The following is a 23,186-nucleotide window of genomic DNA, read 5'->3' on the forward strand; positions in this document are numbered from 1 at the left end:
ATGTCGACGCGGTAGGAAGTTAGTTATTCAAAGGCGCTACGACAATTCCATACATATTGGAACCGTTATGGTCGCCAAACTCCGGTCTAGGAAGATCATGAATCCGGTTGTCAACGCCGCCCAGCATAATCACCCCGGGCTCGGTGACTTTCCGCGCCCAGACGCGAAAGTTGCTATCAATGCTTTGATCGGGACCGACCGCCAGATCGCGGGTTTCATAGACCAGTTTCCCTGCTTGCAGATAAGGTCCTTCATCCATGCCGATCTTGTAACCGGTATCGACAAAGTCGCGCGAGAGCCACTCCGGGACGTACATGCATTCGGTGTACAGTACATAAACCATCGCCGGTTTGCGTAGTTTTAGATCAATGCGCAGCGCTGCTTCGTGAAAACGATCTTGGTTCATCGTCATGACATATTCGGCATCTCGCAAAAATGACGGGATGCCGTCTCGGCCCAAGCTGTTCCATTCGTGCTGACGATCGACATAGGCGACGGCGTCTTCGCCGAAGCCGCGGGAGGCTACATGATAAAAAGCGTAGACCGATTCGTCAGCAACGTTGTCGGTAACCGACTCAATTAAGCCATCGGCGCGGGTTGTATGGTTAATGTCACGCTCGTTGGGGAATAGCCCCGCCAAGACGGTCGGCAATCGCGAGATCTCTCCGGCGGCGTCAATGCGCACCGCATCTCCGCGGCGCAGCGTGTGCGTCTTGCTTTGTCGTGAGAGGTTCAGCTCACCTTGAAAGACCGCAATGCTATCGGCTTGGCCGACAAACGAAGCGAGCCCGAATCGGCCTCCTTGATCTTTGATCCGGCAGTATGGAGTTTCGATCGTGGTTGGTTCGGAATCTTCTTGCGCGTTCGCGATCAAGCGTCCTGAGATCAAGCGTACATAGCTGCGCGAGACGATCTCCAATTTGGCCGGTCCGTCCACTACCAGATCTAAGCCGGAGAGGAGCGAAATGCCGACGGTTCCGTCGCTAAAAGTGATCTGCTGATGGGGAGAAATCTGCGTTTCATATTCAGGACTGCCGGCAATCTGCAAGTCGCTGGCGGTCGAAAAAATTCGCCGCGCCACGTACGACGATCCGCTAGGTCGGGTAGTCGTACTCCACAAAAATGCGATGGATAATCCCAGCAACAAGCTGCAAGCCAAGGTCGCAAACACAGCCAACCGAAGAGAGCCTCGAAGCCGACTGGGCGGCGTGATGCGAGCCGAGTCCCAGTCGACCAGCGCGCCCAGCGTCGCGTTGAGTCCGCTATGCGCCACGTAGTATTGCAAGACGTCGTCCTCGGTTTCCAGTAAGTGATTTAGCGTGCGCCAATCTTCTGCGGTCCCGAGTTCGCCGATGCAGCGACCGACCAATTCCTTTACTTCTAAAGTTAGTAAGGAGTGCGAATTTTCAGAGCGGGATTCGCTCATGCAAGGATGCCTGTCATAGCGGATTGTTTTTGCACACAGCCGATCAACAGTTGGCGGATGCGATGAATCTTGACGTAGAGCGTGTTCGGTTGAATTTGCAGATCGCTCGCGAGTCCCAGCACGTCGAGTCGACCGTCATAAAACCGGCGGATCAAATCTTGCTGGGCGTGCGGCAGTTTTTTCAGACAGCTGCGTAGCAAGGTCAACTGATCGTCGACCACCTGTTGTTGCGAATCAATTGCTGCGACAACCCGCTGAAGCGCTGCATCTGACAATTGCGTGGGCGCCTGCGACTGCTTGCGGTAGTGGGATAAAACTTGAAGTCGAGCAAACGCCCGCATCCAGGTCAGAAAATTGAGATCAGGATTGTATTGAGCCCGCTTCTCCCAGAGCGCAAGCGAAACCTCTTGCATCACATCGTCAGCTTGGGTCCGGTTGGGGACCAGCGAGATGACATAATGCAATATTCGCCCGTGATAGGTGGTCAAGAGCCGAATAAAGTCTTCGTCGGTCAGTCTGGATTCATCGTGCGGCATATTTGTGCGGCATAACCGGCTGGGCGGACTAGGAGGTGACGTGGGGCGTCGGTCTCGCACTACTATCTACAAAAATGGGGCAGACCTTACAAAGATTTTTCCCGTTCGGCGAAAATTCTGCACGGCAGCGCAGCAAAAACGCGGCCCTCATCTGCATGAAGGCCGCGTCTGTTGAAACCGAAAGTTTGCAGCAGCAACAAGTTAGCGTGATATCACGCGGTATTATCGACCAGCGGGACTAAATGCTCCAGCCGTCACGATATTCTTTGCTCAGCAGCGAGTTCGCTTCCGGCGAATTGGTCGTCTGCAGCTTGTCGGCGTCCCATTGTAACTTCTTCCCAACCCGATGGGCGACATTACCCAGAAGGTTGTGCTCGATCAAAGCGCCGGAATAAGCGAAGTTGCACAGGGTCTCACCGCCGGTTTTGGCGGCGTGGATCCACTCTTGATAGTGCCCGAGACTTGGCGGAATGGTTTGCGGCGGTGGCTGGAAGCCTACAAACTTGTCGGCGGGCGCCAAGACCAGTCGGCCATAGTCGGCGACCAGCACTCCTTGCGGGCCCACAAATGCGACGCCGATCGACCAATCATTGATCTTGGTCGCATCGCCGACCAGCGGTTGCAGATAATCGCTGCGGCGCTGCATCCCTTCGGGCCCGTGATACCAAACCACTTTGGTATCGGTCGCCCAGTTGGGGTTGCCTTCGCGCGCGGGATGTTCCCAGGTCGCCATCTGCCAAGCGGGACAAGCGATCTCGTCTACGGCTGATCCTTCGGACACGACGCTGGTCGGACGATGCAAGCCAAGCGCCCAGTAGGGCAAGTCGATCAAATGGCTTCCCATATCGCCGAGCACGCCGTTGCCGAATTCCCAGCGACGATTCCAATTGAGATTGCCGCCGAGCCAGTATTGCGTGTTGTAAGGACGCATCGCGGCTGGTCCCAACCAGACGTCCCAGTTAAATCCAGTGGGCGTCGCTTGCTGCGGCAACACGGCGGTTTCGACCGGATTGATGGTGCGGCTGCACCAAATATGGGCTTCGGTGACGGGGCCGACGGCGCCTGACTGAATTAGTTCGACGGCGCGACGATAGTTGTCGGTCGCATGAATCTGCGTCCCCATTTGCGTCGCGATCTTGTCCTTGTTCGCCAAGTAAACGTCCTGCATCTGCCGGGCTTCTTGCACCGTGTGCGCCAGCGGCTTTTCACAGTAGACGTGCTTACCGGCGTGCATGGCAGCCAGCGCCGTTGGCGTGTGGTGATGGTCGGCAGTGCTAATCACCACCGCATCAATATTCTTCTCTTGCAGTAGCTCACGCCAGTCGGTGAAAGTTTTTGCGGCGGCGTGTTTGGTTTTGGCTTGCTCCAGTACCTCGGGATTGGTGTCGCAGAGGGCGACGATGTTTTCTCCAGAGACTCCGCCGAGGTTGGCTCCGCCGCGGCCGCCGGCGCCGATGATCGCGATGTTAAGCTTCTCTTGGCTCGCAGGCTCTGCGGCCGAGACATACAGACTAGGGCCCAGCGCGGCCGCAGCCGCGGTGATGGCAGCCGTCGATTGAAGAAAGTCGCGCCGCGTCGATTTTTGGTTCGACATCAAAGCTCCCTGGGGGTAGGCGAATGCAACAACACCAATGGCCAATCGCGAAGTGCGTCGCCAGGCTAGGCTAGGCTGCGTCACGGGGATTGAAGGAAGGATGCAGCTACAGCTGCAATCGTCATCCTAAACCAGAAGAAAGAATCAGACTTTGCACCGGCTTGCAACAACCGATGAGATGTTCGCGTTAGGCGGGGCGTGATGCTAGACTTACGTCTCTCACGTTATTCCGATGGAGTTCCTTGCTGATGTCGAAGTTTTTGTTGAATGGCGCTGCCCGTCTGGCCACGATTGCGTTGATGTTTCAGCTGTCCAGCTTTGCCCCCGCCAAAGAACCAGCGGCCGCGGTTCGCACCGTGCGCGTGCTGACCATTGGCAACAGCTTTGCCGATAACGCTTGCCGCTACCTGCCTCAGCTTTTTGCGGCCGATCCTACAGTCGAATTGGTGCTGATGAAAGCGAATCTCGGCGGCTGCTCCCTTGAGCGACACTGGAAGAACGCCGCCGCGGCCCAAGCCGGAACTGGAGGCAAAGAGTATCGACTTGTCCGTGCCGGCCAAAAAGAGTCGGCGACCTTGCAACAAATGTTGGCCGCCGAGCCGTGGGATGTAGTGTCGCTGCAGCAAGTTAGCAGCAACAGTTGGCTCCCCGAGACCTACCATCCCTACGCCGAAAATCTAGTGGAGTTGGTCGGTCAACACGCGCCTCAGGCGACAATCACCTTCCATCAGACCTGGGCCTATCGCACCGACGCACCGCTGCTGTCGACCTGGAAGATTTCGCAAGATGAAATGTATGAGCAGCTAACCGACGCCTATTCGCAGGTCGCCAAGCAGTTCAAAACCCCAGTCATCCCGGCTGGCGCTGCAATTCAAAATTATCGTCAGCGTCCTGATCGACAGTATGTTGTCGACCACGATTTCAACTTCCCATCCCCACCAGCCACCGGTTTGCCGCAGCAAGAAAACTCGCTGGTGGTTGGTTGGACTCGCAGCAAAACAACGCAAAAATTGCAACTTGACCCCAAGCATCTGAACAACCGCGGCGAGTATCTGATCGGCGCTGTCTGGTACGAAGCATTGACCGGCCACGACATCCGCGAGAATCGCTTTTTACCGCCGGGTATACCCGCCGATGAACTGAAAGTATTGCAAACTGTGGCTCACGAAACGGTCGCCAAATTCAAACAACCGGCGGTTCCGCTTGTTTCGCTACAGGACTAATCCTTGAGTTCAAAATTTACTTGGTTCGATTCTTTCGACACGGTCGCGGTCAAGCCAGAAGTTTTGAAATTGTTGTAGCGCTGTGGCAACAGATGCTTGGGACGCACTACAGCCGCCGAAGTCGGATCGTTGGGATCGGCTTCTTTGAGTGTTTCCATGATGTCTTTCGAGATCTTGACTTCATGGTTACCTGGGATTGCGCCGTCGCCAAAGTCGAAGGTGGTAATCACCGCGATGCCTGATGCGTCAGTCTGTCCCGAGGCGCTTCGCTGAGACTCGGTTGAATTGAACGAAACATTCGCGCCTTCGACCGGGCTTCCGTTCAATGTCACTTTCGCCTGAATCGGAATGACTTCAATTCCGGGGTTGCGAGTTGGCTGCTCAGTGCACCCCGAAAAACAGAGGATAGCGGTGCAAACTAGGAGAAACGTCGCATTCGGCGCAGAGAAATATCGCCGGTAAAGTCCAAACATCATAGCCTCTTCGCGTTTCAAGAGAGCGGCAGAATCTGCCGCTCTACCATGGCATGGGGAGTGTGAGTACATAATTAAGGTAGCTGCTTCGCTTCGCCGCCGCTAATCGTTCCCAAGGCGCCCCAAACTCCGTAGGGACTTTCGCCAGAGGTTACCGGCGCCGTGGTGGTTGAGCCGGTATCGATCGTATCGGGAATGAAGCGAACCGAAGCGTCCGCCAAGACGATGTTCACACCGCCAGGATGATAACTTGTCGCTGTCGTAATTGATTCTGTTGTGTTTTCGTTGGTGCCGGTCCAGCACGATGGTCCATTAGGTGGAAGCACCGTCGAGAAGCTTGAGAATGGCACGAAACCATCATTCCAACGCTGGTTGCCGCGATTGCTGCCGGCCGCCGCATATTCATTACGATTGGTGGTAGATACTGCCGCCAAACAAGCCGAAGGATCGGTAGCAAACGAGATCGACGGCGCTTGCCCTTGTTTCACTAGTCTGCCGTTTGTGCCAACCGAACGCTCGGCCATCATCACTGTATTACTGGTTCCATCGAGGACGTCGCGGAAGCCAACTTTGGCTTTCTCTCCATAATTAAACATCCCACGGAGTCGTCTGTCTTTGCTGGTGATCGATGTAATGGAATCGCCTATGGAGAATTTGTAATTGCAAGGCGCAGTCGTGACTCCATTAATTGGCGCATCGCTAACGCCTGGATCGGAAGGGCACAAGAGTGACGTCAATCGTTGTTTCCATGGAAGAAACGTTGCCTCCCAGGGGGTTGGAGGAGCGGATAATCCATGATTTTTGATTTGGTCAGCTAATGCGGATTGTTCTATAAATGGAAGCAAAAAAACCATTCCTCCGACCCGCTCACTGTAGTCATCGGTAGTAAGAGCAACGCCTCGGATTGGAAACGCCTGGTATGTGTCATGGTGGTTATGCATCGCTAGACCCAACTGCTTTAATTGGTTCATGCACTGCGAACGGCGAGCCGCTTCGCGCGCTTGTTGCACTGCTGGCAAGAGCAGTGCGATCAGAACCCCGATAATTGCGATGACGACTAGCAACTCCACCAACGTGAAGCCTTGGTTTCGTTTCGGAAGGCTATGCATAGTGAACTCAGACAGGAAAATGAATCAAACAAGGGACAAAGCTTACGCCAAAACCGCTCTAGGCCGTTTAAATGCCTAGTTGAGGAAGGAGATATCTCCCTAATGGTAGGATCTGCCAGAGAAATCATCAAGTGAATTGAGTTTTATTTCTATCTTATTTCTGCGGTTTTTATGGGTTGAATTTACCTAAGTTCAATCCACATCAGCTACTAGCGATCTATCGCCGCTCTGCCTGCCGACAATTGGCTCACAATAAAAAGTGGAGACTTGAGTGCTTTGCGCATTTTGCGGGCTTTGCACTTTCCTGGCCAGCAACGGTAATTACCATAATGAACGCGGCATTGATTTGCTGCGAAGCGAATGGTTGGCCGTTGGGGAAGTCAAAATCCTTTTTTGGACGAATCAACGGGCCGGCTGCTTGTCTTTCACGAGCCTTTTGCGCGGGGGCTCCGATCGATTTTGTCGCTGCCTATGACTGCAAGATCGAATGGATCGGGTTCTTACTACATCGTTGCTTAAGGTTTAGATCCGTTGAACGTCCTCGCTATCAGTACGCTGACTCCGCAGCACCGCTATGTCATTGCCAAGCTGCACGAAGCTCTCCCCCTGCAACATCTGATTCAACCGATCTGGACCTCGCAGCCGTCGAGTTGGAAGCAATACGCCAAAGTATTGCGGTCGCCGTTTTCGGTCATCGGCAGACGACTTCATTCGCGCTATGTCAACTGGCGCGGTGACCGGCATTACCAGGCGATCAGCAAGCTCTTAGGACCTGCCGCAAGCGAAGCTCTGCCGGGACTAGAGCCAACTCTCGTGCCGATCACGGGCTTCAACTGCCCAGCCAATATCGCACAAATTCAAGCGCTGCAGCCTGACGTGATCATCACCTCGGGTTGTCCTATCTTGAAGCCCGAGATCTTTGGGCTCGCTCGCTTGGCGACGATCAACATTCACTGGGGCATCGCTCCCAACTATCGCGGCGAAAACACGCTCTTCTGGCCCTTGTATTATGGCGACTACAAAAATGTCGGCGTGACGATTCACCAGATCGATGCCGGAATAGACACCGGCCCGATCTTGGCGCATGGTTTCGCCGAGATCCATTCTGAAGATGACGAAGACACATTGACGGTCAAAGCGGCGCAAGTTGCGGCGAGGCTGTTGCCTGGGATATTGGCCCGCATTGAAGAGACGCAAACGGTCACGGGTTTCGCCTCGCCGGACAAGGGTACGCTCTACTTAGAGAAGCAGCGATCTTGGCGTCATGATCTTGCCTATTGGTGGCGCAGACGCTTGCAGCAGCGCAAACTTCAAGACGCCAAAGCTCACGACGAGATCTATCTCGGCAATCCCATTTAGGGATTGAACGCCGACTAGATTTTAGCCGCCCGCCTGTAGGCGGCACGCTTAGCGGTGGGGGATTGTGAGCTTTGAGCACGCCTATGGCCACAAATCGGTCTCAGGATCCACGTGGTCTTACTGACACCAGATCCGGCTTGGTGGCAAAAAAAGTGCGAACCAGCTCGCAGAGAAGCCGTCTAACTTGCAGTCAACACGACGCAAAGCCTTTTAACAAGCAAAGCAGCAACGATGTATTTGAATAAACCAAGTCAACTTTTGGAAAGCGGCGAAAGTCTCGCAGGGCTCGCCGCAACAGAACGGAATATTCTGCTGCACTTGTGACGAGGGCATGATTGCCTAGCGCCTTAACCAAGGTCTGACGTCACCAGTGATGTCAGGCCTTTTTTTGTGCGGTATGCATAACCAACATGGCCCGTTTGACTTCGGGTGAGGTCGGCGGTTTTTCAAGCCGCATAGGTTGGGTTCGACTCCCACACGGGCTGCTGAGATTTGAGCCGAAAGAGAAGCGTACAAAACAAACCGTAAAGAGCGTTGCTGGTAGTCGAGAGCTGGTCGCTCTCATCCGGCTGATATCCAGATGGCGCTGAGTTCGATTCTCAGGGCTACCACTTTAGGTTCAGGGAGAAGATCGATGCTCGAAGTCTTACGACTTAAACCGACGCTGCAATCCATTCGAGGTTGTGGTGTAACGGTAGCATCCCCGGCTTTTACCCGGGCGGGCGTAGGTTCGAATCCTACCGGCCTCATCAGAAGCGTGCACTGGTCGTCTAGCGGCGAAGACTCCGAATTCGTAATTCGGCGACGTCGGTTCGACTCCGGCCCGGTGCTTTTACGTAAGTAACCAAATAACGCGCCCATGATGTAGCGGCAGCCTACTGCCTTGCCATGGCGGATGTGTGGGTTCGACTCCCACTGGGCGCTTCCACAACTAGTTGAACATGATTGCGGTGGGTCCTGTGTTGGTACGGGAAGGCGACTGTTAATCGCTTTGTCGCAGGTTCGATTCCTGCCTCCGCAGCTGCTGCTTTTGGGCTTATCGTCTAACAGGAAGATGCTGGTTTTGCAAACCGGCGATCCGGGTGCAATTCCCGGTAGGTCCACTTTTTACAGTCTCGAAATTCAATAGAGATTGTGCGAAACCAGCACGGCTCGGTAGGCAACTGGCAGACCATCTTGGCTTAGAACCAGGAATGCTGTGAGTTCGAATCCCACCCGAGCTATTAGAAGGACCGTAACATCCACAGCACCCATCAGGTAAAGCGGAGATTGACGATTTTTGCCGCTATAAAATTCATGGAAGGGAGCCGGATACGGTTGGCCGGGCCGGTTTGCTAAACCGTGCGACTCGTTGCGGGTCATATGGGTTCAAATCCCATCCCTTCCGCTTGCTGTCTACTCACCGCAGATCGTGCTGGTGATGCTGATTTCTGGAGTAATTGTGGATTCCTAAGTCGAAAGCGATTCCGAAACATTGCTTGTTGGCGGCCGATAAGGTGAAAATATCTGGCATCCGTCGTCGTCACCGGATCAATTGCTACGGCTGAAATCGGCTGTTTTTCACTTTGCAGCATTCCTTTTCCACTTTTTTCAGAAATCTCTGCCCAGTTGTCGACTGTTCACTCGCATTCATTCCTAGCGGAAGAGTCTTGCGAATTGCAGCTAGCGTATCGGGGCAGATCGGTCTCGGCATGGGGTAGGTCCGTGGTAGAACTGGTATCGGACACAAATTGTCAAATCGACGGGATCCTGGCGACCGCGCACCAGCGCCCGGCCGCCGCTTACGAATTGATCCTGGCGCGATCCTTGGATCGATTGCAGCGCTTAACGAAGTCAATGATGCAGGCCTACCCGCAACTGGCTCGTTGGGAGCAAACCGACGACGTCTTTCAAGAAGCGGTGATTCGGCTTTATCGCAGCTTAAAAGAAGTGAAGCCAGAATCGGCGCGTCATTACTTTGGCTTGGCGAATCTACAAATTCGCCGCACGCTGATTGATTTGGCGCGCAAGCATCTCGGCCCGATGTCAGCCGCGGCGAATCATGAGTCGAACTTTGCGTTAGAAGACTCGCCGGATCGGAATCAGTTAGAAGCTCCGGCTACTTTGGCGCAATGGGCCGAGTTTCACGAAGCAGTCGAGCAGTTGCCGGAGGAGCTGCGAGAAACGTTTTCGTTGATCTGGTATTCCGATGCAACACACGCCGAAACGGCCCAACTGTTAGGCGTTTCGACCAAAACGATTCAACGACGCTATCTGCACGCACGCGTTCTGTTGGCCGATTTAGCGCCTGATCTGCTAAAACCGTCGGAGTCGTAAATAAAATGAATGTCGATAGCCAAGTCTTGGATTTGTTAGAAAAATGGGAAGCGACCGTGGCCCATGGCTCACCGGTCGATCCCACTTCTCTGGCCGGTGGTGATCTGCAACTGGCCAAAAAATTAGAGCGCTATGCTGCGTCGCTCCAGCGATTTGAGCATCTCAAAAACGCCCACCAAGTCGAATGCGAACTAAAGCTCCCTACGCCGCAAGAGCTGGGGAGTTCGCTCTTGCTACCCGAAGGGCTCGACCTGGCGACGCTGCGGGCCAATCTGACCAAAGCAGATATCATCGACGCCAAAGAATTGAGCAAAGCGCTGAGTGCTCAACCGGTGAAAAACGTCTATCAGCTCTGCAACTTGCTGCTGACAACCAAACTGCTGACCCGGTTTCAATTGCGCGCGATCGCACGGGGACAAACACGCGGCTTAAAACTAGGTCGCTATATCGTTCAAGATCGCATCGGCGCCGGCGGCATGGGCCAAGTCTTTAAAGCCTGGCACAGCAAGATGGGACGCGAGGTTGCGCTCAAAGTGATCCACGGTCAGGCCAAAAACAAAGAGAAAGCCCTGGCCCGATTTTACCAAGAAGTCCAAGCCTCGGCTCAGCTTCGTCATGTCAACATCGTGACCGCATTTGACGCCGACGAAGCGGAAGGGGTTCATTTCCTGGTCATGGAATACGTGTCCGGCAAAGATCTCAACGCGATCGTCCGCAAAAATGGACCGCTGGCAGTCGGTAAAGCAGTCGACTATTTCATTCAGGCAGCTCGTGGTTTGGAATACGCACACGGCGTCGGCCTGTTGCATCGTGACATCAAGCCCGCCAATTTGCTGATTGATGAAAACAACGTGCTCAAGATTCTGGACATGGGGATTGCGCGACTTTCGACCGGTGAAGACGTCCAGGCAGGTCTGACGCAAGAAGGCTCGGTGATGGGAACCGTCGACTTTATGCCACCGGAACAGGCCGTCAGTTCCAAGACCGTGAAGCCGCAGGCCGATCTTTACAGTTTGGGGTGCTCGTTCTATTTCATGCTGACCGGAAGACCTCCGTTTGAAGGGGGAGAATTGATGGTCAAGCTGCTGGCACATCGCGAGCAGGCTCCACCATCACTCGCCCAAGTTCGTAGCGATGTACCGCCGCAGCTTGACGCGATCTATCAAAAATGTTTGGCGAAACTGCCGGCGGATCGCTATCAAACCTCGACCGAATTGATCGTCGATTTGGAGAAAATCCGTCCGCTACTGCGCGACGATGGCAAAGTCGCGATCGGTCTGACCGTTCCCGAAGCCGAATCGGACACGTCGCCCACCTCGTTTTTTGAGACGCAGCAGCACGAAGCCCCTCCTCTGATCACCTCTCCTGACTTACAGCTTTCTCCCACCCCGAAAAGTCGTCACCAACGAGCCAAAACTGCCATCGGCGGTTCGGCCGGTTTTTACGGTGGAATGGCAGGCGTCGCGTTACTGCTGACGATCTTGGGATACTTTGGATTGGGCTCTTTGTTCAAAATCTCAACTCCCCATGGCAACCTGATTGTTTCGGTAAAGGGAGATGACTTTGTCGCACACTTGCGTGATCAAGAGATTCGTCTGGTGAATATCAAGACCAACGAGGAAGTGGCGATCAAGCTTGCTAGTGAACAACAGACAACCCCCTTGCCGCCGGGCCCCTATAAGTTTGCGATTGAAACCAGCGGTGGTTTGAAAACCGACGTTTCGCAGTTCACCATCAATAGCGGCGAAAGCTCCCAGGTCCAAGTTTATTGGGAAAAAGAAGAGGCCATAAAGGTCGCCAGCGCTGCGACGGCGACAACCGCGCCGTCAACAACATCTCCGCCTGCGGCATCTTCCACTCAGCCCTCTCCTTCCTCATCGCCCCATCCTGCTCCCACGATGTCGCCACCGTCGATCGTAGCGATGGAACCCCAGCTCGACGGTGAATCAGGCTGGGTTTCGGCCTTCAATGGTCGTGATATCGAGGGCTGGACGGTCCAAGGTCCGTTCCGTTGGAACGTAAAGGGGGGCGTGCTTACTACCGATGGGAATGGGTATCGCGACTCCGGCTGGATCATGCTCGACAAAAAACTTGCCGCCTACGATCTGGTGTTTGAATATCAACTGGGGGCCGATGGAAATAGCGGCGTCTTTTTGGATGGTCGCGTTGGAGAACCGGTGAACGGCAGCACGTTTCTCGAAATCCAGCTGTTGGATGACGCCTCCCCCAAATACGCCAATGCAACCGATATGCAACGGACCGGAAGTCTCTGGAATATCGCCGCAGCCAAGCAACTGCCCGGGACACGAACGCCGGGTTGGCACAAGATGCAAATTCGCTATCTGCCCCCGCTGGTTACCGTCGCGATCGATGGCGAAGAAGTCCTCCATCACCAACTAGCGACTCCTACCCCAGCCGGTCATATTGGATTTCAGCGTCATACAAGCGGGGTCGAATTCCGTAATATTTTTGTACGCGATCTTAATTCATTTGCGACATCACAGACGCCGTCGCCGAGTGCTCCAGCTCAAGATCTTCCTAGCATGCAACCCACGGTCAGTGAATTTGCATTTGGCCAGGATCTCAATGGCTGGGATGAATTGCTCAACGGCAAGAATCTAGACGGCTGGTCGCTAAAAAATGGAATCTTGCAAAACCAGAGGCAAGGCAGGCTCTTAACCAAAAATAGTTACGATAATTTCGTTCTAAAGTTTGAGTTTCAGATCACTCCCGATACATCCGCCACCATCGATCTCTGCGCATCTTCAGAGGATACGCCTGTGTGGATCTTTCTTGATAATACCAGGAGGGCCATGGGAGCCATCACCTGGTCGAACAAGGAGGCGTCCAGCATCTCGGTCAACCGCATCAATCCCCCGCCGCAGTTGCGTAAAGCAGACGAGTGGAATGATATGACGATTGAACTTAAAAACCAGAATCTAACAGTCACCTTAAACGATCGCGTGCTCGATAGTCGCTCTTTAGCAGGTCATCTCAGTAAAAGACGAGCGAGCATCTCACCTGAACTGCGGCATTTCGGTCAAATCGGTATTTTTAAAAGATGGGGGAAAGGAGAAATCCGGCTCCGTAATTTGTTAATCAAAAATTTACCGCCAACGATTACGACGAACCCTGATCACAAAGCGGCGAAGTACGTACTATCAATCGGTGGCCAGCTTCAGATCAACGATCAAAATCGCAATATCACAAACGTAACCGACCTCCCAGATGGCCCCTTTCGATTAACGAATGTCAACTTGCTGCACAATCAGAAAGTCACCAAAGAAGGCCTTTCCGTTTTTCGCGAGACGAAGAATCTAAAGAACATCTGCCTTGCCCACACCTCTGGCGTCACCGACGAATCTCTTGCCTATTTCAGTGGTAACACCGAAATTTGGGGGATCGATGTCTGGGGGGCAAAAATTTCAGCGTCGGGATTGAAGAGTTTTAATAATTGCCCAGCACTGCGGGTCTTCTCTCTCGGTCTTACTTCGATCGACGATCAAGATATGATTTTCTTCCGCGATTTCGTAGGACTAAGCAAAATTTCTTACCTTAATTTGGCCGGCACCGCCGTCGGCGATCTGGGGGTGGCCAACCTTGGAAGAGCCGAAAATATTTGGCAACTATCGCTCGATAATACCAAGATCACCGACGCCGCTTTGAAGGTTTTTGAAAACCACAAAAACTTGGCATGGGTCGACTTTCACTCAACGGAAATCGGGGATCAAGGACTGGTCTATCTGCAAAACTGCAGGAACCTTCGCGATCTCAATATCAAGAAGACCAAAGTCACAGCCGCAGGCGTCGAAGCACTCAGCAAAGCATTGCCCCAGTGCAAAATCCATTGGGATGGCGGCGTCATCGATCCCAGTAAGAAGCTCAACCTTCGCGAAGATCGCACACCCACGAGTCCAAACGAAAATGCGGCCATAGCTGCCCATAGGCTGTTGTTGCCAATCTCTCTAGCTCGGCCGTATGTGGACCCGCTGGCACAGACCCCAGCGCTGCAGGAAATGGATGCGGTTTTCTCGCACCTGCGGCAGATTACGAAGATGTCGAATCATCGGAACCTTTTTGGCTGGAAAGAAAACGCATCTCTTTCAAGCGTTTGAGATTGGGCGGCACAAAGTCAAATTGTCGTTTTCTGAAAGAGACTAACCCAACAGCGAGATCTACCGCCATGCGTCAACTTTTCATCGTCACGTTCATGTTCGTATTGATGTCGACCTCGGCTTGGGCGCAAGCGGAAACAGACGCAATGGCGCGAGAACGTATCGAATCCGCGTTGACAGCCTCTTTGGAAATGCAAGAAGTGGCGATGCGAAAGCTGAACGACTCTCTTTCGGCAGCATTGAAAAAGAAAATTGACTCAGCGCAAAGCAAAGGTGACCTCGAGCTTTTCGAAAAAGCAGAGACAGAATTGGACAATTTCGTCGCCGGAGGCAAACTTCCCACGCTCGTGCGAACGACAGTCTACGAGCGTTCAAAACTGGGCATTCAGAGAAAAATCCTGCGAAATTTCGAGGACACGATCGCTGAGTTCGTGAAGGCTGGACTTGTCGAAGACGCAAAGCTTTTACAAAAACGCAAATTCAACCTGGAACGTCAAATCGATGAGCCGACAATAGCGCCTTACCTTGGACAGCAGCTGCTAACAAACGGCGGCTGCGAGAAAGTGCTGCCGAATGGCCGACCGGTCGGGTGGACAGCGTTATCTGGCAATTGGACGCAACGCAAAAGTGACCCGCCGCCTGGTTCGGGGAGCGCCTACTTTTATTCGGGCGTTTGCAAGCAAGGCGAGATCGTACAAATAATCGACATCCGCCCAATCGAAAAATATATCCAGAGCGAAAAAGTAAACTACGTCTTCGGGGCAAAAATGAGGAGTTGGGGCGGAAGACCGCCTGACACTGCCGAAGCATTCATCGAATTTTGGAACGACAAGCCGGCGTCAATCATTTCTAGTCAGACAACCGGCGTCGTGTCATCAAGCCACAATTGGTCAGACAAGAAACTTGGCGGCGCAGTTCCTGCTGCAACGAGTTTCATTCGTATTCGTTTGGTAAGCACAAGATTTGATGGAAAGAACAATGACGGCTATTTTGATGACGTTACTCTTAAACTTGATGTAAAGGATTGAAGGCAATAAAGCGGGATGCATGCGCAGCCGCCAACATGGCGTCCGCATTCCCAACTTCTTGATAAACGATTCTGCCGAATGCCGTCGTCGCTGCTGGTTCATGAAAAAAACTTCGCCGAAATTGGCTCTAGACTTTCCTCTCATCTGGATCAGGTTTGGGGAGCATTCCAAGCCAAATCGGCTATTCATCTAGCAATAGGCGATCTTGCCCGCGAACCTGCGATGCCGGGATGGCTCCAAACAGCAGCTGGCAAATTCTGATTGCGGTGTCTGTGGTGTACCCGGTACACACGTCTGTCTGTGAAGCAGGAGGTAAGGGTCGACTCCCTTCGGATATCCTGAACAAAATCGACGAGCGAGTAGGAGTCGCACCATGAAAGCAACGCATGAATTCGATCTACGCAAACTGAACAGCACCACCAAATATCCGTCGATTCCGACTTATCATGGCATGGGTGACCGCGGAATCTTGGCGCCGGAAGCCGTTGTGATGTACGGCCGCCCACTGATCGCTACCGAAAAAGTAGATGGAACCAACAGCCGCATCCTCTTGATGCCGGATGGGCGATACCTGATCGGCAGCCGCGAAGAACTACTGCACGCCCAGGGAGACCTGGTCTTTAACCCGGCGCTCGGCATCGTCGAGACGTTGCAAGCGACTGCGGATCACATCCGCGAAATTTACCGGACGCCAGAGGATGTTATTACGACAATCTATCTGGAAACGTACGGCGGTAAGACGACTGCTGCAGCCAAGCAGTACACCAGTCGTCGGGAGTTTGGCTATCGCGTCTTCGACGTCAGCCAGGTTCCTGTTAGCCGGCTTGAGGAAGAGCTCGATCGGATTTCGCTATGGCGCGAAAACGGCGGGCAAACGTTTTTGGACGAAGACGCACTGACGGCGTTTGCAGCCCAAATGTCGTTACAGTTGACGCCGCGTGTCGCAGTCGTTGACCAGTTGCCGACCGAAATCGAAGCGACGCACGACTGGTTGCGCAAAACGCTCACAACTAGTCAGGTAAAACTCGACGACGCGGCCGGCGGTCGACCGGAAGGACTGGTTGTACGAACCGCGGATCGCCAGCAAATCGTCAAGATTCGCTTCGAGGATTACGAGCGCACGGCGAAGCAGCGGGCCCGTCAAAAAACTTCCTGAACAATGGTTCTCTCTCTCGGAAAGGTTTCAGGCGAATTTTAAGTTCGGCTTGATTTCGTCTGAACCTTTCTTTTCCTTTCTCGTCTAACTAGCTACCCAACTGACTGCCAGGATTACATCCCACTTTATGCAAAAGTGAAGCTGCAAGGCTTCGATGTCTTGGCGATTTTTCGTTGGGCTTTATCGAACAACAAATACACGTCCAACTGCCTGCGGGGAGTACATGACGGTCCTAAGGTAGCGATGTCGGGCGACCGACTAGTGAATGGCGCTGGAGTCTCTCGTAGACAAAGGGGCCTGTCAACCGTCGGCGATTACCATCGCCGGTATGGGAAGGCCGATGGAGCGAGAGCTTACCTCTTTGCAATCCTTCGTTGGACGTACTTCGGTACAGAAAACTGACTGTCGATTTGGAGTACATGGCTTCAGTGGTCGCAAGACCTTGCGGGTTCGATTCCCGCCGTCGATCGCGAGATCTACGTGGTGAAATGGTAAAACACGCTGAAAGGATCTCTGGTCATCACTTCGTCAGTTTTCTTTTTCAAACTGAATCACACAGATTGTGGTCTGACTGCCGAGTTGGAGTACATGTTAATTCGACGGTTACGGGTTCGATTCCCGTCGACACTTGCCTGGCTTGTGTCGTAGCTCAACTGGCGGAGCATCGAGATATCTCTGACACAATCACTTCGTCAGCCACTTTATTTGTCCGCACAAGACCGACTGCCGATTCGGAGTACATCGTCTGTAAAACGAGAGGTTGCGAGTTCAAGTCTCGCCGGTCCTGCCGTTCCGCAAGGAAAGCAGGCCGTAGCTCAACTGGCTAGAGCGCTAAGTCTCTGATCAACACTTCGTCGGTCTTTTTTTATTCCCAAGCAATGAGGAAACATTCCCGACTGCCGTTTCGGAGTCCATGGATCACACCCCGGAGGTTGCGGGTTCAAATCCCGTCGGCGCTATTTTCTTGATTGCGTCGCGCTGTAGCTCAAAGGTAGAGCGCCGTAAAGTCTCTGATTCATTCCCTCGTCGGGACTGTTTAATTGGAAGTGACAGATGCGCGAAGATATGGACAAAGTGATCGTCGAGAGACCACGCTGGGGATCGCGAAATCCATCGCGCAAGAAGGGATATCGCAAATATGTGCAGCAGACCAGCGCCGAAAACCTGCCAACCCGTGAACCGATGCTGGGAAGTTGGGGCAGCAAAGAGCGTTATCTTTCCGATCATCTCGAGCCGTTGCGGCGGTTCCTGCAATCGCATGTCGGACGACCGTGGAATAAGGTGCATCAAGAGATCTGCGCGCAGGTCTCTTTAAACAATGCGGTGCAAAAACATGTGCTCACCCATGTCTTTAACGATGTGACGATTCATGTCGAAATTCGCGACGGAAAAGTCTATTCGGCCGACGGCTGGTTCTTTCACCACCAGCTGCCTCCTGGAACTCTCTACGTCTGCCCGCGAACAGGCCTGCTCAAGCAGGTACCCCAGAATCGAAGAAATCGACAGGCAGCCAATCCGGAGCAACTTTATCGCGGTCAGCTGCTTCAATATCGAAAAATCGGTCAGCAGTGGTGGGAACTACGACTGCTGGAGCGACCAACGGATGCCGCAAAACGTTGGGATGTATGGCTCGAGCGTCCGCTCGCCGAAATCACCGATGATCAGTTGCGTGAAGCATTTGGCGGCGTTTTGACCGCCGTATCTCGTCACCCTCTTTCACCACGCGAAATGCGTGAGCTGCACCGGTTGCTGAGAAAACAAAAACAAGCTCGCGTTGTCAAACAATCGCGGCGATCGGCACGAACCTTTCCCCAAAGGTAGGCTCTTCTTCTTACCGGCACAATGATCTGACTGCCGGCACAGAGTACTTGGTAAGAAACCGCAAGGTTTCGCGGGTTCAAACCCCGCTTTGCCCGCTTGTTCAACTCGGGCGAAATCTCTGTCCATTCTTCGTCAGCTCGGTTTTATGAGTGCTTGTCTTTGGCAGCCCAATCGTCGGCGCGGACAAGCTTGCTCAAGGAGGAGGTCACGATGGCCAACAAGACGCTATTCTCGGGTTCTAACCGTAAACTACCGCGTGCTAACGCGCGCAACGAAGCAGGCGGTCTCGCCTACGCACTTGCGCCTAAGCATGCGCTGGCGCAACTCGCCGCGACCGGCTGCTTTAACGGAGCGTTCTACAGCAGCGCGCAAAACCAACTGGATGAGCTGCGCGGTTTGATCGACCAGGTTGACGACAACGTCTTCTTGGCCAAGCTGGCCGTCTACGCTCGCGAGCGCGCCTACATGAAGGATATGCCGGCTGCATTGCTGCTGGCGCTGTCGAAGCGCGACACGAAGTTATTGCATCAGGTTTTTGATCGCGTGGTCGACAACGGCCGCGTGCTGAGGACGATGTTCCAGATGATTCGTTCGGGCCAATTTGGTCGGACGAGCCTCTCGGCATCGCTGCAACGCGCGTTCCAGCGCTGGTTGAACAAAGCGTCGGATGGCAAGTTGCTATCCGCATCGATTGGCGCCAGCCCAAGTTTGCGTGACGTGCTGCGTTTGGCACGGCCAACTCCGCCGGATAACGCGCGGCGTGCGCTGTTTGGTTGGTTGACCGACAAAGAGGTCGAGAAGTGGGCGCCGGCGACGGAGTCTGATCTGCCGGCCTTGGTAAAAAGTCTGATCGCTTATCGCAATGCCGAGAACGAGCAGGCGCAAGCCGAAATCGCGAGTGACTTGCACATCCGGTGGGATTTGCTGGCCGATGCGGCGAAGGGTCCGCTGGTCTGGAAAGCGATTGCTCGCCAGATGGGGCCGCAGGCGCTGCGGATGAACCTGAACACGCTGCTGCGGCACGATGTGCTGCGGGATCCGGAGATGGTTTGCTATGCGGCCGATCGACTGGGCGATGCTGACGAGATTCGACGCTCGCGCCAGTTCCCGTACCAGTTTTTGGCCGCTTACCTGAATGCTGATCGTGAAGTTCCGCACGAAATTCGGGCGGCGCTGCAGCAAGCGGCCGAACTGGCCTGTGGTAACATCCCGCAGCTACCAGGCCCGATCGTGATCGGCCTTGATACTTCGGGCTCGATGTCGATGGCGGTCACCGGCAATCGGGGAGCCGGCGCAACCAGTAAGATGCGTTGTGTTGACGTCGCGGCGCTGTTTGCAGCAGCAATTTTGCGGCGTAACCCAGATAGCGTAGTGATTCCGTTCGATACCCAAGCGTACGACGCGCCGATCGATCCATCGGACTCGATTTTGAGCTTGTCACAGCGCTTGTCGCGCTATGGCGGTGGTGGAACCGATTGCTCGCTACCGTTGCACGCGGCCAACACGAAATTCGGCAAACGCAAGTTTGCAGGCTGCGTGTTGGTAAGCGACAACGAAAGCTGGATTGGCCACGGTCGATTTGGTTCGACCGGCGTGATGGCGGCTTGGGAGGATTTTGTCGCTAACCAAAAGAAGCTGGGCGCGGCGCAGCCTAAGTTGGTTTGCATCGACATCCAACCGTACCGCACGACCCAGGCGCCAGAGCGGGCCGACATTTTGAACATCGGCGGCTTTAGTGACGCGGTGTTCAACGTGGTCGCCGCGCACCTGAACGACGATCCGGGACGGTTTGTGGCCGAGGTCGACTCGGTCAAGCTTTAAACAAGAAGCTCCATGACTTGCTTGCGTGAGTCTGGGGCTTCTTTTCTCTTAACATTGTCTATTGACTAACACCTCGAATTTGCGGGAAAATACTGGGCTGCGATTCTACATCTATCCGCGCGACTAGATCTTTCTAGGTCGAGCGATGGCTTGGCTGCTCTCGTTAAGCTACGAGGCGTTTGGTCAATTTTCGTATTTGGATCCGTCGCGATCCGGTCCACCGATCCCTGTTAAGGAGGGAAGGATCAGGAGAATGCGAATTCTGGGCCAAGAGGGGCGGCTGGGTCCTGTAGGTTGATAGGTCGGCCATTCGGATAGCTCATTAAAAAACCGACTCAGTCCGGTCCGGTCGATTTCCAGGGACTTTGAAGGGTATTTAGTCCCCCTAATTTAACATTCAGCGTGTTGAGGTGGCTCAACCAAAAAAATCGTAACTGTCCGGTCCGGTCGGATGTCCTCGAAAAGCGGAGCTATCGTCACGTTTGAATCATTGTTGCGATGTAGTCCAGGCCATCTCATCGCAGGTCTTGAAGATAGGTTTTTTCTGTTCCGAGATTCGTCAGGGGTCGAACCACCCTGGTCCGATTGGGGTCTTCACTGGATACCCCTAGAATCGCTGTAGAGTCGGCGACTTTTCTTCTAGATTTCTATTTCTTTCTTGTTTGGATGCTAGTGACGATCGGATGAACGGACGACAGCTGCAAAAACTAGGCGTGCCGGAAGAATGCGTGCGCGAAGCGATCACGGCGATTCAATTTGCGATTGCTTCGCGGACCACCGACAGCAAGCAGATCAAAACCAAGATCAAAGAGATCATCGCTGCGCCGGAATCATATTTGGCGGACGAGTACTTTGCTGGGCTTGCGCAGGCGCTGATTGACGACCGCAACTTTATACGCGCCGAGCCGGTCGCGTACGAAACTTGGGGGAAGTCGGGAATCGATCAAGAATCGCACTTCCAAATGCGGCAAGCTTGCAGCGTACCGGTGGCGGTTGCTGGCGCGCTGATGCCGGATGCACATGTGGGATATGGTTTGCCGATCGGCGGCGTGTTGGCGTGTGAGAACGCGGTAATTCCGTATGCGGTGGGCGTGGATATTGCCTGCCGGATGAAGTTGTCGGTGCTGGATATCGCGCCGGACTCGATGGATACCGAATTCAACCGCTTTAAAGAAGCGCTCGAAGGTGGTACGCGGTTTGGGGTTGGTCAGGAATATCAAAAGTCGCAATCTCATGCCGTGATGGACGCCGACTGGTCGATCACTCGCATCACGCGTGAAAAGAAAGATCGTGCTTGGAAGCAATTGGGAACGTCCGGTTCGGGCAACCACTTTGTCGAGTTCGGGCTGCTAACGCTGACCGAGCGGGATGAACAGTTAAACCTGGATGCCGGCGAGTACGTGGCGCTGCTCAGTCATAGCGGAAGTCGCGGCGCTGGCGCCGCGGTTTGCTCGACGTATAGCTCAATCGCGCAAATGGCGCTGCCGAAGAAGTACGAAGACCTCGGTCGGCTGGCCTGGTTGGATCTTGATAGCGAAGCGGGTCAAGAATATTGGGCCGCGATGAATTTGATGGGTGATTACGCCGCGGCCAACCATGACGTGATCCACCGTCAGGTATCCAAGCTATTGGGTTCGCAAATCATCGCCGGAGTCGAGAATCACCATAACTTCGCCTGGAAGGAAACGCACGGCGGCAAAGAAGTGATCGTACATCGCAAGGGAGCGACGCCAGCCGCGCTGGGTGAGTTGGGGGTGATTCCTGGTTCGATGGCCGATCCGGCTTTTGTGGTGCGGGGTAAAGGAAACGCCGCATCATTGGGCTCGGCTTCGCATGGCGCTGGACGGCAAATGTCGCGTACGAAAGCACGCGACAAGTTCAACTGGAAAGCCGTGAAGAACGACTTGGAAAAGAAAGGCGTTCGCGTGTTGTCAGCCGGAGCGGATGAAGTGCCGGGCGCTTACAAAGATATCCGGCAGGTGATGAACGAACAGGCCGACTTGGTCGACGTCGTCGCTCGGTTTGATCCGCGGATTGTTAAGATGTGCGACGACGGAAGCAAAGCAGAAGATTGAGTAACTCTAGGCCGAGGCGCTTGGCGTGATTTTGAAATCGCGCCAAGCGCCCTACCGTTTCGTGTTAGCTGACGGCTATTTTTTTTCGGCCGAGTGATCGGGCAAGATGGGTGAATCCCAGCCTGAGAGTTCGATCGGCTTTACCCCTTTGCGATGCCCACCAAAGCTGAAAGTAACCGGCTGATACGGTCCGACAAATTCGATTTCGAGCTTTGGCGAGATCTTATCTTCTTTGCCGATCGCCCAGAGGCAACCGTTGATCATCATGCGGCGGAAGTCGTCGTTTAGGATATCCTCCGACGCGCCATTGGTGGTGGTGAAGACCCGGCCGGTTTCGCCAGCCTTCCCTTGATAGCTGCGAACCCAAACGCCGGGACAAGGCTGTTTACCTTCGGCCGGCGCCGAGTCAGGAGACATCGTGCTAAGTGGTTGGGCCATCGCCAGCACAAGACTGTCGGCCATGGGTTCGGTCCAGTAGCCGCCTGATTGTGCCCAAGGTTTTTCGACGCCGCGGAGGATCGGGTGATCTTTCTGGGCAGGGACAATGTCGAGCCGTGTGGCCATTTTGTGATTCGTGCCGTAGTGGCCTGCCCAGGTTTCGCCCAAGACTTGTCGTCCAAAACCTTTGTTGTATTCCTGACCGTCATAGCCGGTGTCAAATCGAGCAAACTCAGAGTCGCGAGGGATCTTGAACGAATGCGTCGCAGTTCGCATGCCAACGACAGGCCCGCCCCGTTCTAGATAGTTGACGATCGGCTGCATCTGCTGTGCTGGGAAGTTTTGGAAACGCAGGAAGATAACCATCAAGTCGGCAGTATCGAGCGCTTCAGTCCCCGGCATATAGCTAGAGCCGGGAAGGATGTCGCCGGTTTTGGGATCGACCGAAAAGAGGACCGTGCACTTGAAACCGTGATGCTTGGCCAGAATGCGAGCTAGCGCCGACAGCGCTTCTTCGGAACGATACTCATGATCGCCGGCCAGGAAAACGATGTGTTTGCCTTTACCAACGCCGGAGTCTCCCTCGTACACAAGCGGTTCGGCCGCAGTCAGCATAGGAGTCGCCAAACAACCGAATAACAGCAGCAGACCAATGCGAAGCATAGGAGGATCACCCAGTTTCAAAGTGAATTGATA

15 protein-coding genes and 9 tRNA genes are annotated in these 23,186 nt (G+C 54.0%); 18 read left to right on the top strand and 6 right to left on the bottom strand.

Features of this window, described 5'->3' with window-relative positions; genetic code table 11:
- Positions 1–19: 19 nt before the first annotated feature.
- The 3 genes from SH421x_RS14035 to SH421x_RS14045 form a co-directional block, all read right to left on the bottom strand.
- Complete coding sequence (locus SH421x_RS14035; RefSeq protein WP_488849791.1) at positions 20–1,426, bottom strand: FecR family protein; 1,407 nt, start codon at positions 1,424–1,426, stop codon at positions 20–22.
- The gene (locus tag SH421x_RS14040; RefSeq protein ID WP_488849793.1) at positions 1,423–1,962 is read right to left on the bottom strand and encodes a sigma-70 family RNA polymerase sigma factor; all 540 of its coding nucleotides are present in this window, start codon (positions 1,960–1,962) and stop codon (positions 1,423–1,425) included. Before SH421x_RS14040 ends, SH421x_RS14035 begins: the two co-directional genes overlap by 4 nt.
- Before the next feature lie 238 nt (positions 1,963–2,200).
- Positions 2,201–3,556: a Gfo/Idh/MocA family oxidoreductase gene (locus SH421x_RS14045; RefSeq protein WP_488849795.1), complete on the bottom strand. Its 1,356-nt coding sequence runs from the start codon at positions 3,554–3,556 to the stop codon at positions 2,201–2,203.
- A 248-nt stretch (positions 3,557–3,804) separates the two neighbouring features.
- Here SH421x_RS14045 and SH421x_RS14050 point away from each other — a divergent pair, with 248 nt between their 5' ends.
- Positions 3,805–4,779: a DUF4886 domain-containing protein gene (locus SH421x_RS14050; protein ID WP_488849797.1), complete on the top strand. Its 975-nt coding sequence runs from the start codon at positions 3,805–3,807 to the stop codon at positions 4,777–4,779.
- Here the strand turns inward: SH421x_RS14050 and SH421x_RS14055 are convergent.
- Positions 4,776–5,255, bottom strand: coding sequence for an Ig-like domain-containing protein (locus tag SH421x_RS14055; protein ID WP_488849799.1), 480 nt, complete (start codon positions 5,253–5,255; stop codon positions 4,776–4,778). The genes SH421x_RS14050 and SH421x_RS14055 overlap by 4 nt on opposite strands.
- A gap of 71 nt (positions 5,256–5,326) precedes the next feature.
- Positions 5,327–6,361, bottom strand: coding sequence for a DUF1559 family PulG-like putative transporter (locus tag SH421x_RS14060; protein ID WP_488849801.1), 1,035 nt, complete (start codon positions 6,359–6,361; stop codon positions 5,327–5,329).
- 531 nt (positions 6,362–6,892) lie between these two features.
- Between SH421x_RS14060 and SH421x_RS14065 the strand changes: the two genes are divergently transcribed.
- From SH421x_RS14065 to SH421x_RS14145, 17 genes are all read left to right on the top strand, one after another.
- Complete coding sequence (locus SH421x_RS14065) at positions 6,893–7,720, top strand: formyl transferase (protein WP_488849803.1); 828 nt, start codon at positions 6,893–6,895, stop codon at positions 7,718–7,720.
- Between the two features lie 412 nt (positions 7,721–8,132).
- Positions 8,133–8,205, top strand: a tRNA-Glu gene (locus SH421x_RS14070).
- Between the two features lie 192 nt (positions 8,206–8,397).
- Positions 8,398–8,469: transfer RNA gene (locus SH421x_RS14075), tRNA-Lys, on the top strand.
- 10 nt (positions 8,470–8,479) lie between these two features.
- Positions 8,480–8,551, top strand: a tRNA-Thr gene (locus tag SH421x_RS14080).
- A 22-nt stretch (positions 8,552–8,573) separates the two neighbouring features.
- Positions 8,574–8,644, top strand: a tRNA-Gly gene (locus tag SH421x_RS14085).
- A gap of 22 nt (positions 8,645–8,666) precedes the next feature.
- Positions 8,667–8,741 (top strand) — tRNA-Asn (locus SH421x_RS14090).
- An 11-nt stretch (positions 8,742–8,752) separates the two neighbouring features.
- Positions 8,753–8,823 (top strand) — tRNA-Ala (locus SH421x_RS14095).
- Positions 8,824–8,869: 46 nt separating this feature from the next.
- Positions 8,870–8,943 (top strand) — tRNA-Leu (locus SH421x_RS14100).
- 75 nt (positions 8,944–9,018) lie between these two features.
- A tRNA-Ser gene (locus tag SH421x_RS14105) sits at positions 9,019–9,107 on the top strand.
- A 317-nt stretch (positions 9,108–9,424) separates the two neighbouring features.
- On the top strand, positions 9,425–10,036 hold the full coding sequence (locus SH421x_RS14110) for a sigma-70 family RNA polymerase sigma factor (RefSeq protein WP_488849805.1): 612 nt from the start codon (positions 9,425–9,427) through the stop codon (positions 10,034–10,036).
- Positions 10,037–10,041: 5 nt separating this feature from the next.
- On the top strand, positions 10,042–14,151 hold the full coding sequence (locus tag SH421x_RS14115) for a 3-keto-alpha-glucoside-1,2-lyase-like domain-containing protein (RefSeq protein WP_488849807.1): 4,110 nt from the start codon (positions 10,042–10,044) through the stop codon (positions 14,149–14,151).
- A 68-nt stretch (positions 14,152–14,219) separates the two neighbouring features.
- Entirely contained in the window at positions 14,220–15,179 is a 960-nt protein-coding gene (locus tag SH421x_RS14120; RefSeq protein ID WP_488849809.1) for a hypothetical protein, read from the top strand.
- Positions 15,180–15,445: 266 nt separating this feature from the next.
- A tRNA-His gene (locus tag SH421x_RS14125) sits at positions 15,446–15,517 on the top strand.
- A gap of 35 nt (positions 15,518–15,552) precedes the next feature.
- On the top strand, positions 15,553–16,335 hold the full coding sequence (locus SH421x_RS14130; protein WP_488849811.1) for an RNA ligase family protein: 783 nt from the start codon (positions 15,553–15,555) through the stop codon (positions 16,333–16,335).
- 1,053 nt (positions 16,336–17,388) lie between these two features.
- A complete protein-coding gene (locus SH421x_RS14135; protein WP_488849813.1) occupies positions 17,389–18,156 on the top strand; it encodes a hypothetical protein in 768 nt (255 codons plus the stop codon).
- A gap of 210 nt (positions 18,157–18,366) precedes the next feature.
- Complete coding sequence (locus SH421x_RS14140) at positions 18,367–19,977, top strand: TROVE domain-containing protein (protein ID WP_488849815.1); 1,611 nt, start codon at positions 18,367–18,369, stop codon at positions 19,975–19,977.
- A gap of 683 nt (positions 19,978–20,660) precedes the next feature.
- Complete coding sequence (locus SH421x_RS14145; protein ID WP_488849818.1) at positions 20,661–22,052, top strand: RtcB family protein; 1,392 nt, start codon at positions 20,661–20,663, stop codon at positions 22,050–22,052.
- Between the two features lie 75 nt (positions 22,053–22,127).
- On the opposite strand, the gene SH421x_RS14150 is transcribed toward SH421x_RS14145, so the two are convergent.
- A complete protein-coding gene (locus SH421x_RS14150; RefSeq protein ID WP_488849820.1) occupies positions 22,128–23,153 on the bottom strand; it encodes a ThuA domain-containing protein in 1,026 nt (341 codons plus the stop codon).
- Between the last annotated feature and the right edge of the window lie 33 nt (positions 23,154–23,186).

It is taken from the genome of Blastopirellula sp. SH421 (genome assembly GCF_057808535.1).

Bases quoted from the DNA above. Each gene is read 5' to 3' on its own strand.
- SH421x_RS14035 (WP_488849791.1), bottom strand. From the start codon at position 1,426: ATGAGCGAATCCCGCTCTGAAAATTCGCACTCCTTACTAACTTTAGAA.
- SH421x_RS14040 (WP_488849793.1), bottom strand. From the start codon at position 1,962: ATGCCGCACGATGAATCCAGACTGACCGACGAAGACTTTATTCGGCTC.
- SH421x_RS14045 (WP_488849795.1), bottom strand. From the start codon at position 3,556: ATGTCGAACCAAAAATCGACGCGGCGCGACTTTCTTCAATCGACGGCT.
- SH421x_RS14050 (WP_488849797.1), top strand. From the start codon at position 3,805: ATGTCGAAGTTTTTGTTGAATGGCGCTGCCCGTCTGGCCACGATTGCG.
- SH421x_RS14055 (WP_488849799.1), bottom strand. From the start codon at position 5,255: ATGATGTTTGGACTTTACCGGCGATATTTCTCTGCGCCGAATGCGACG.
- SH421x_RS14060 (WP_488849801.1), bottom strand. From the start codon at position 6,361: ATGCATAGCCTTCCGAAACGAAACCAAGGCTTCACGTTGGTGGAGTTG.
- SH421x_RS14115 (WP_488849807.1), top strand. From the start codon at position 10,042: ATGAATGTCGATAGCCAAGTCTTGGATTTGTTAGAAAAATGGGAAGCG.
- SH421x_RS14120 (WP_488849809.1), top strand. From the start codon at position 14,220: ATGCGTCAACTTTTCATCGTCACGTTCATGTTCGTATTGATGTCGACC.
- SH421x_RS14130 (WP_488849811.1), top strand. From the start codon at position 15,553: ATGAAAGCAACGCATGAATTCGATCTACGCAAACTGAACAGCACCACC.
- SH421x_RS14135 (WP_488849813.1), top strand. From the start codon at position 17,389: ATGCGCGAAGATATGGACAAAGTGATCGTCGAGAGACCACGCTGGGGA.
- SH421x_RS14140 (WP_488849815.1), top strand. From the start codon at position 18,367: ATGGCCAACAAGACGCTATTCTCGGGTTCTAACCGTAAACTACCGCGT.
- SH421x_RS14145 (WP_488849818.1), top strand. From the start codon at position 20,661: ATGAACGGACGACAGCTGCAAAAACTAGGCGTGCCGGAAGAATGCGTG.
- SH421x_RS14150 (WP_488849820.1), bottom strand. From the start codon at position 23,153: ATGCTTCGCATTGGTCTGCTGCTGTTATTCGGTTGTTTGGCGACTCCT.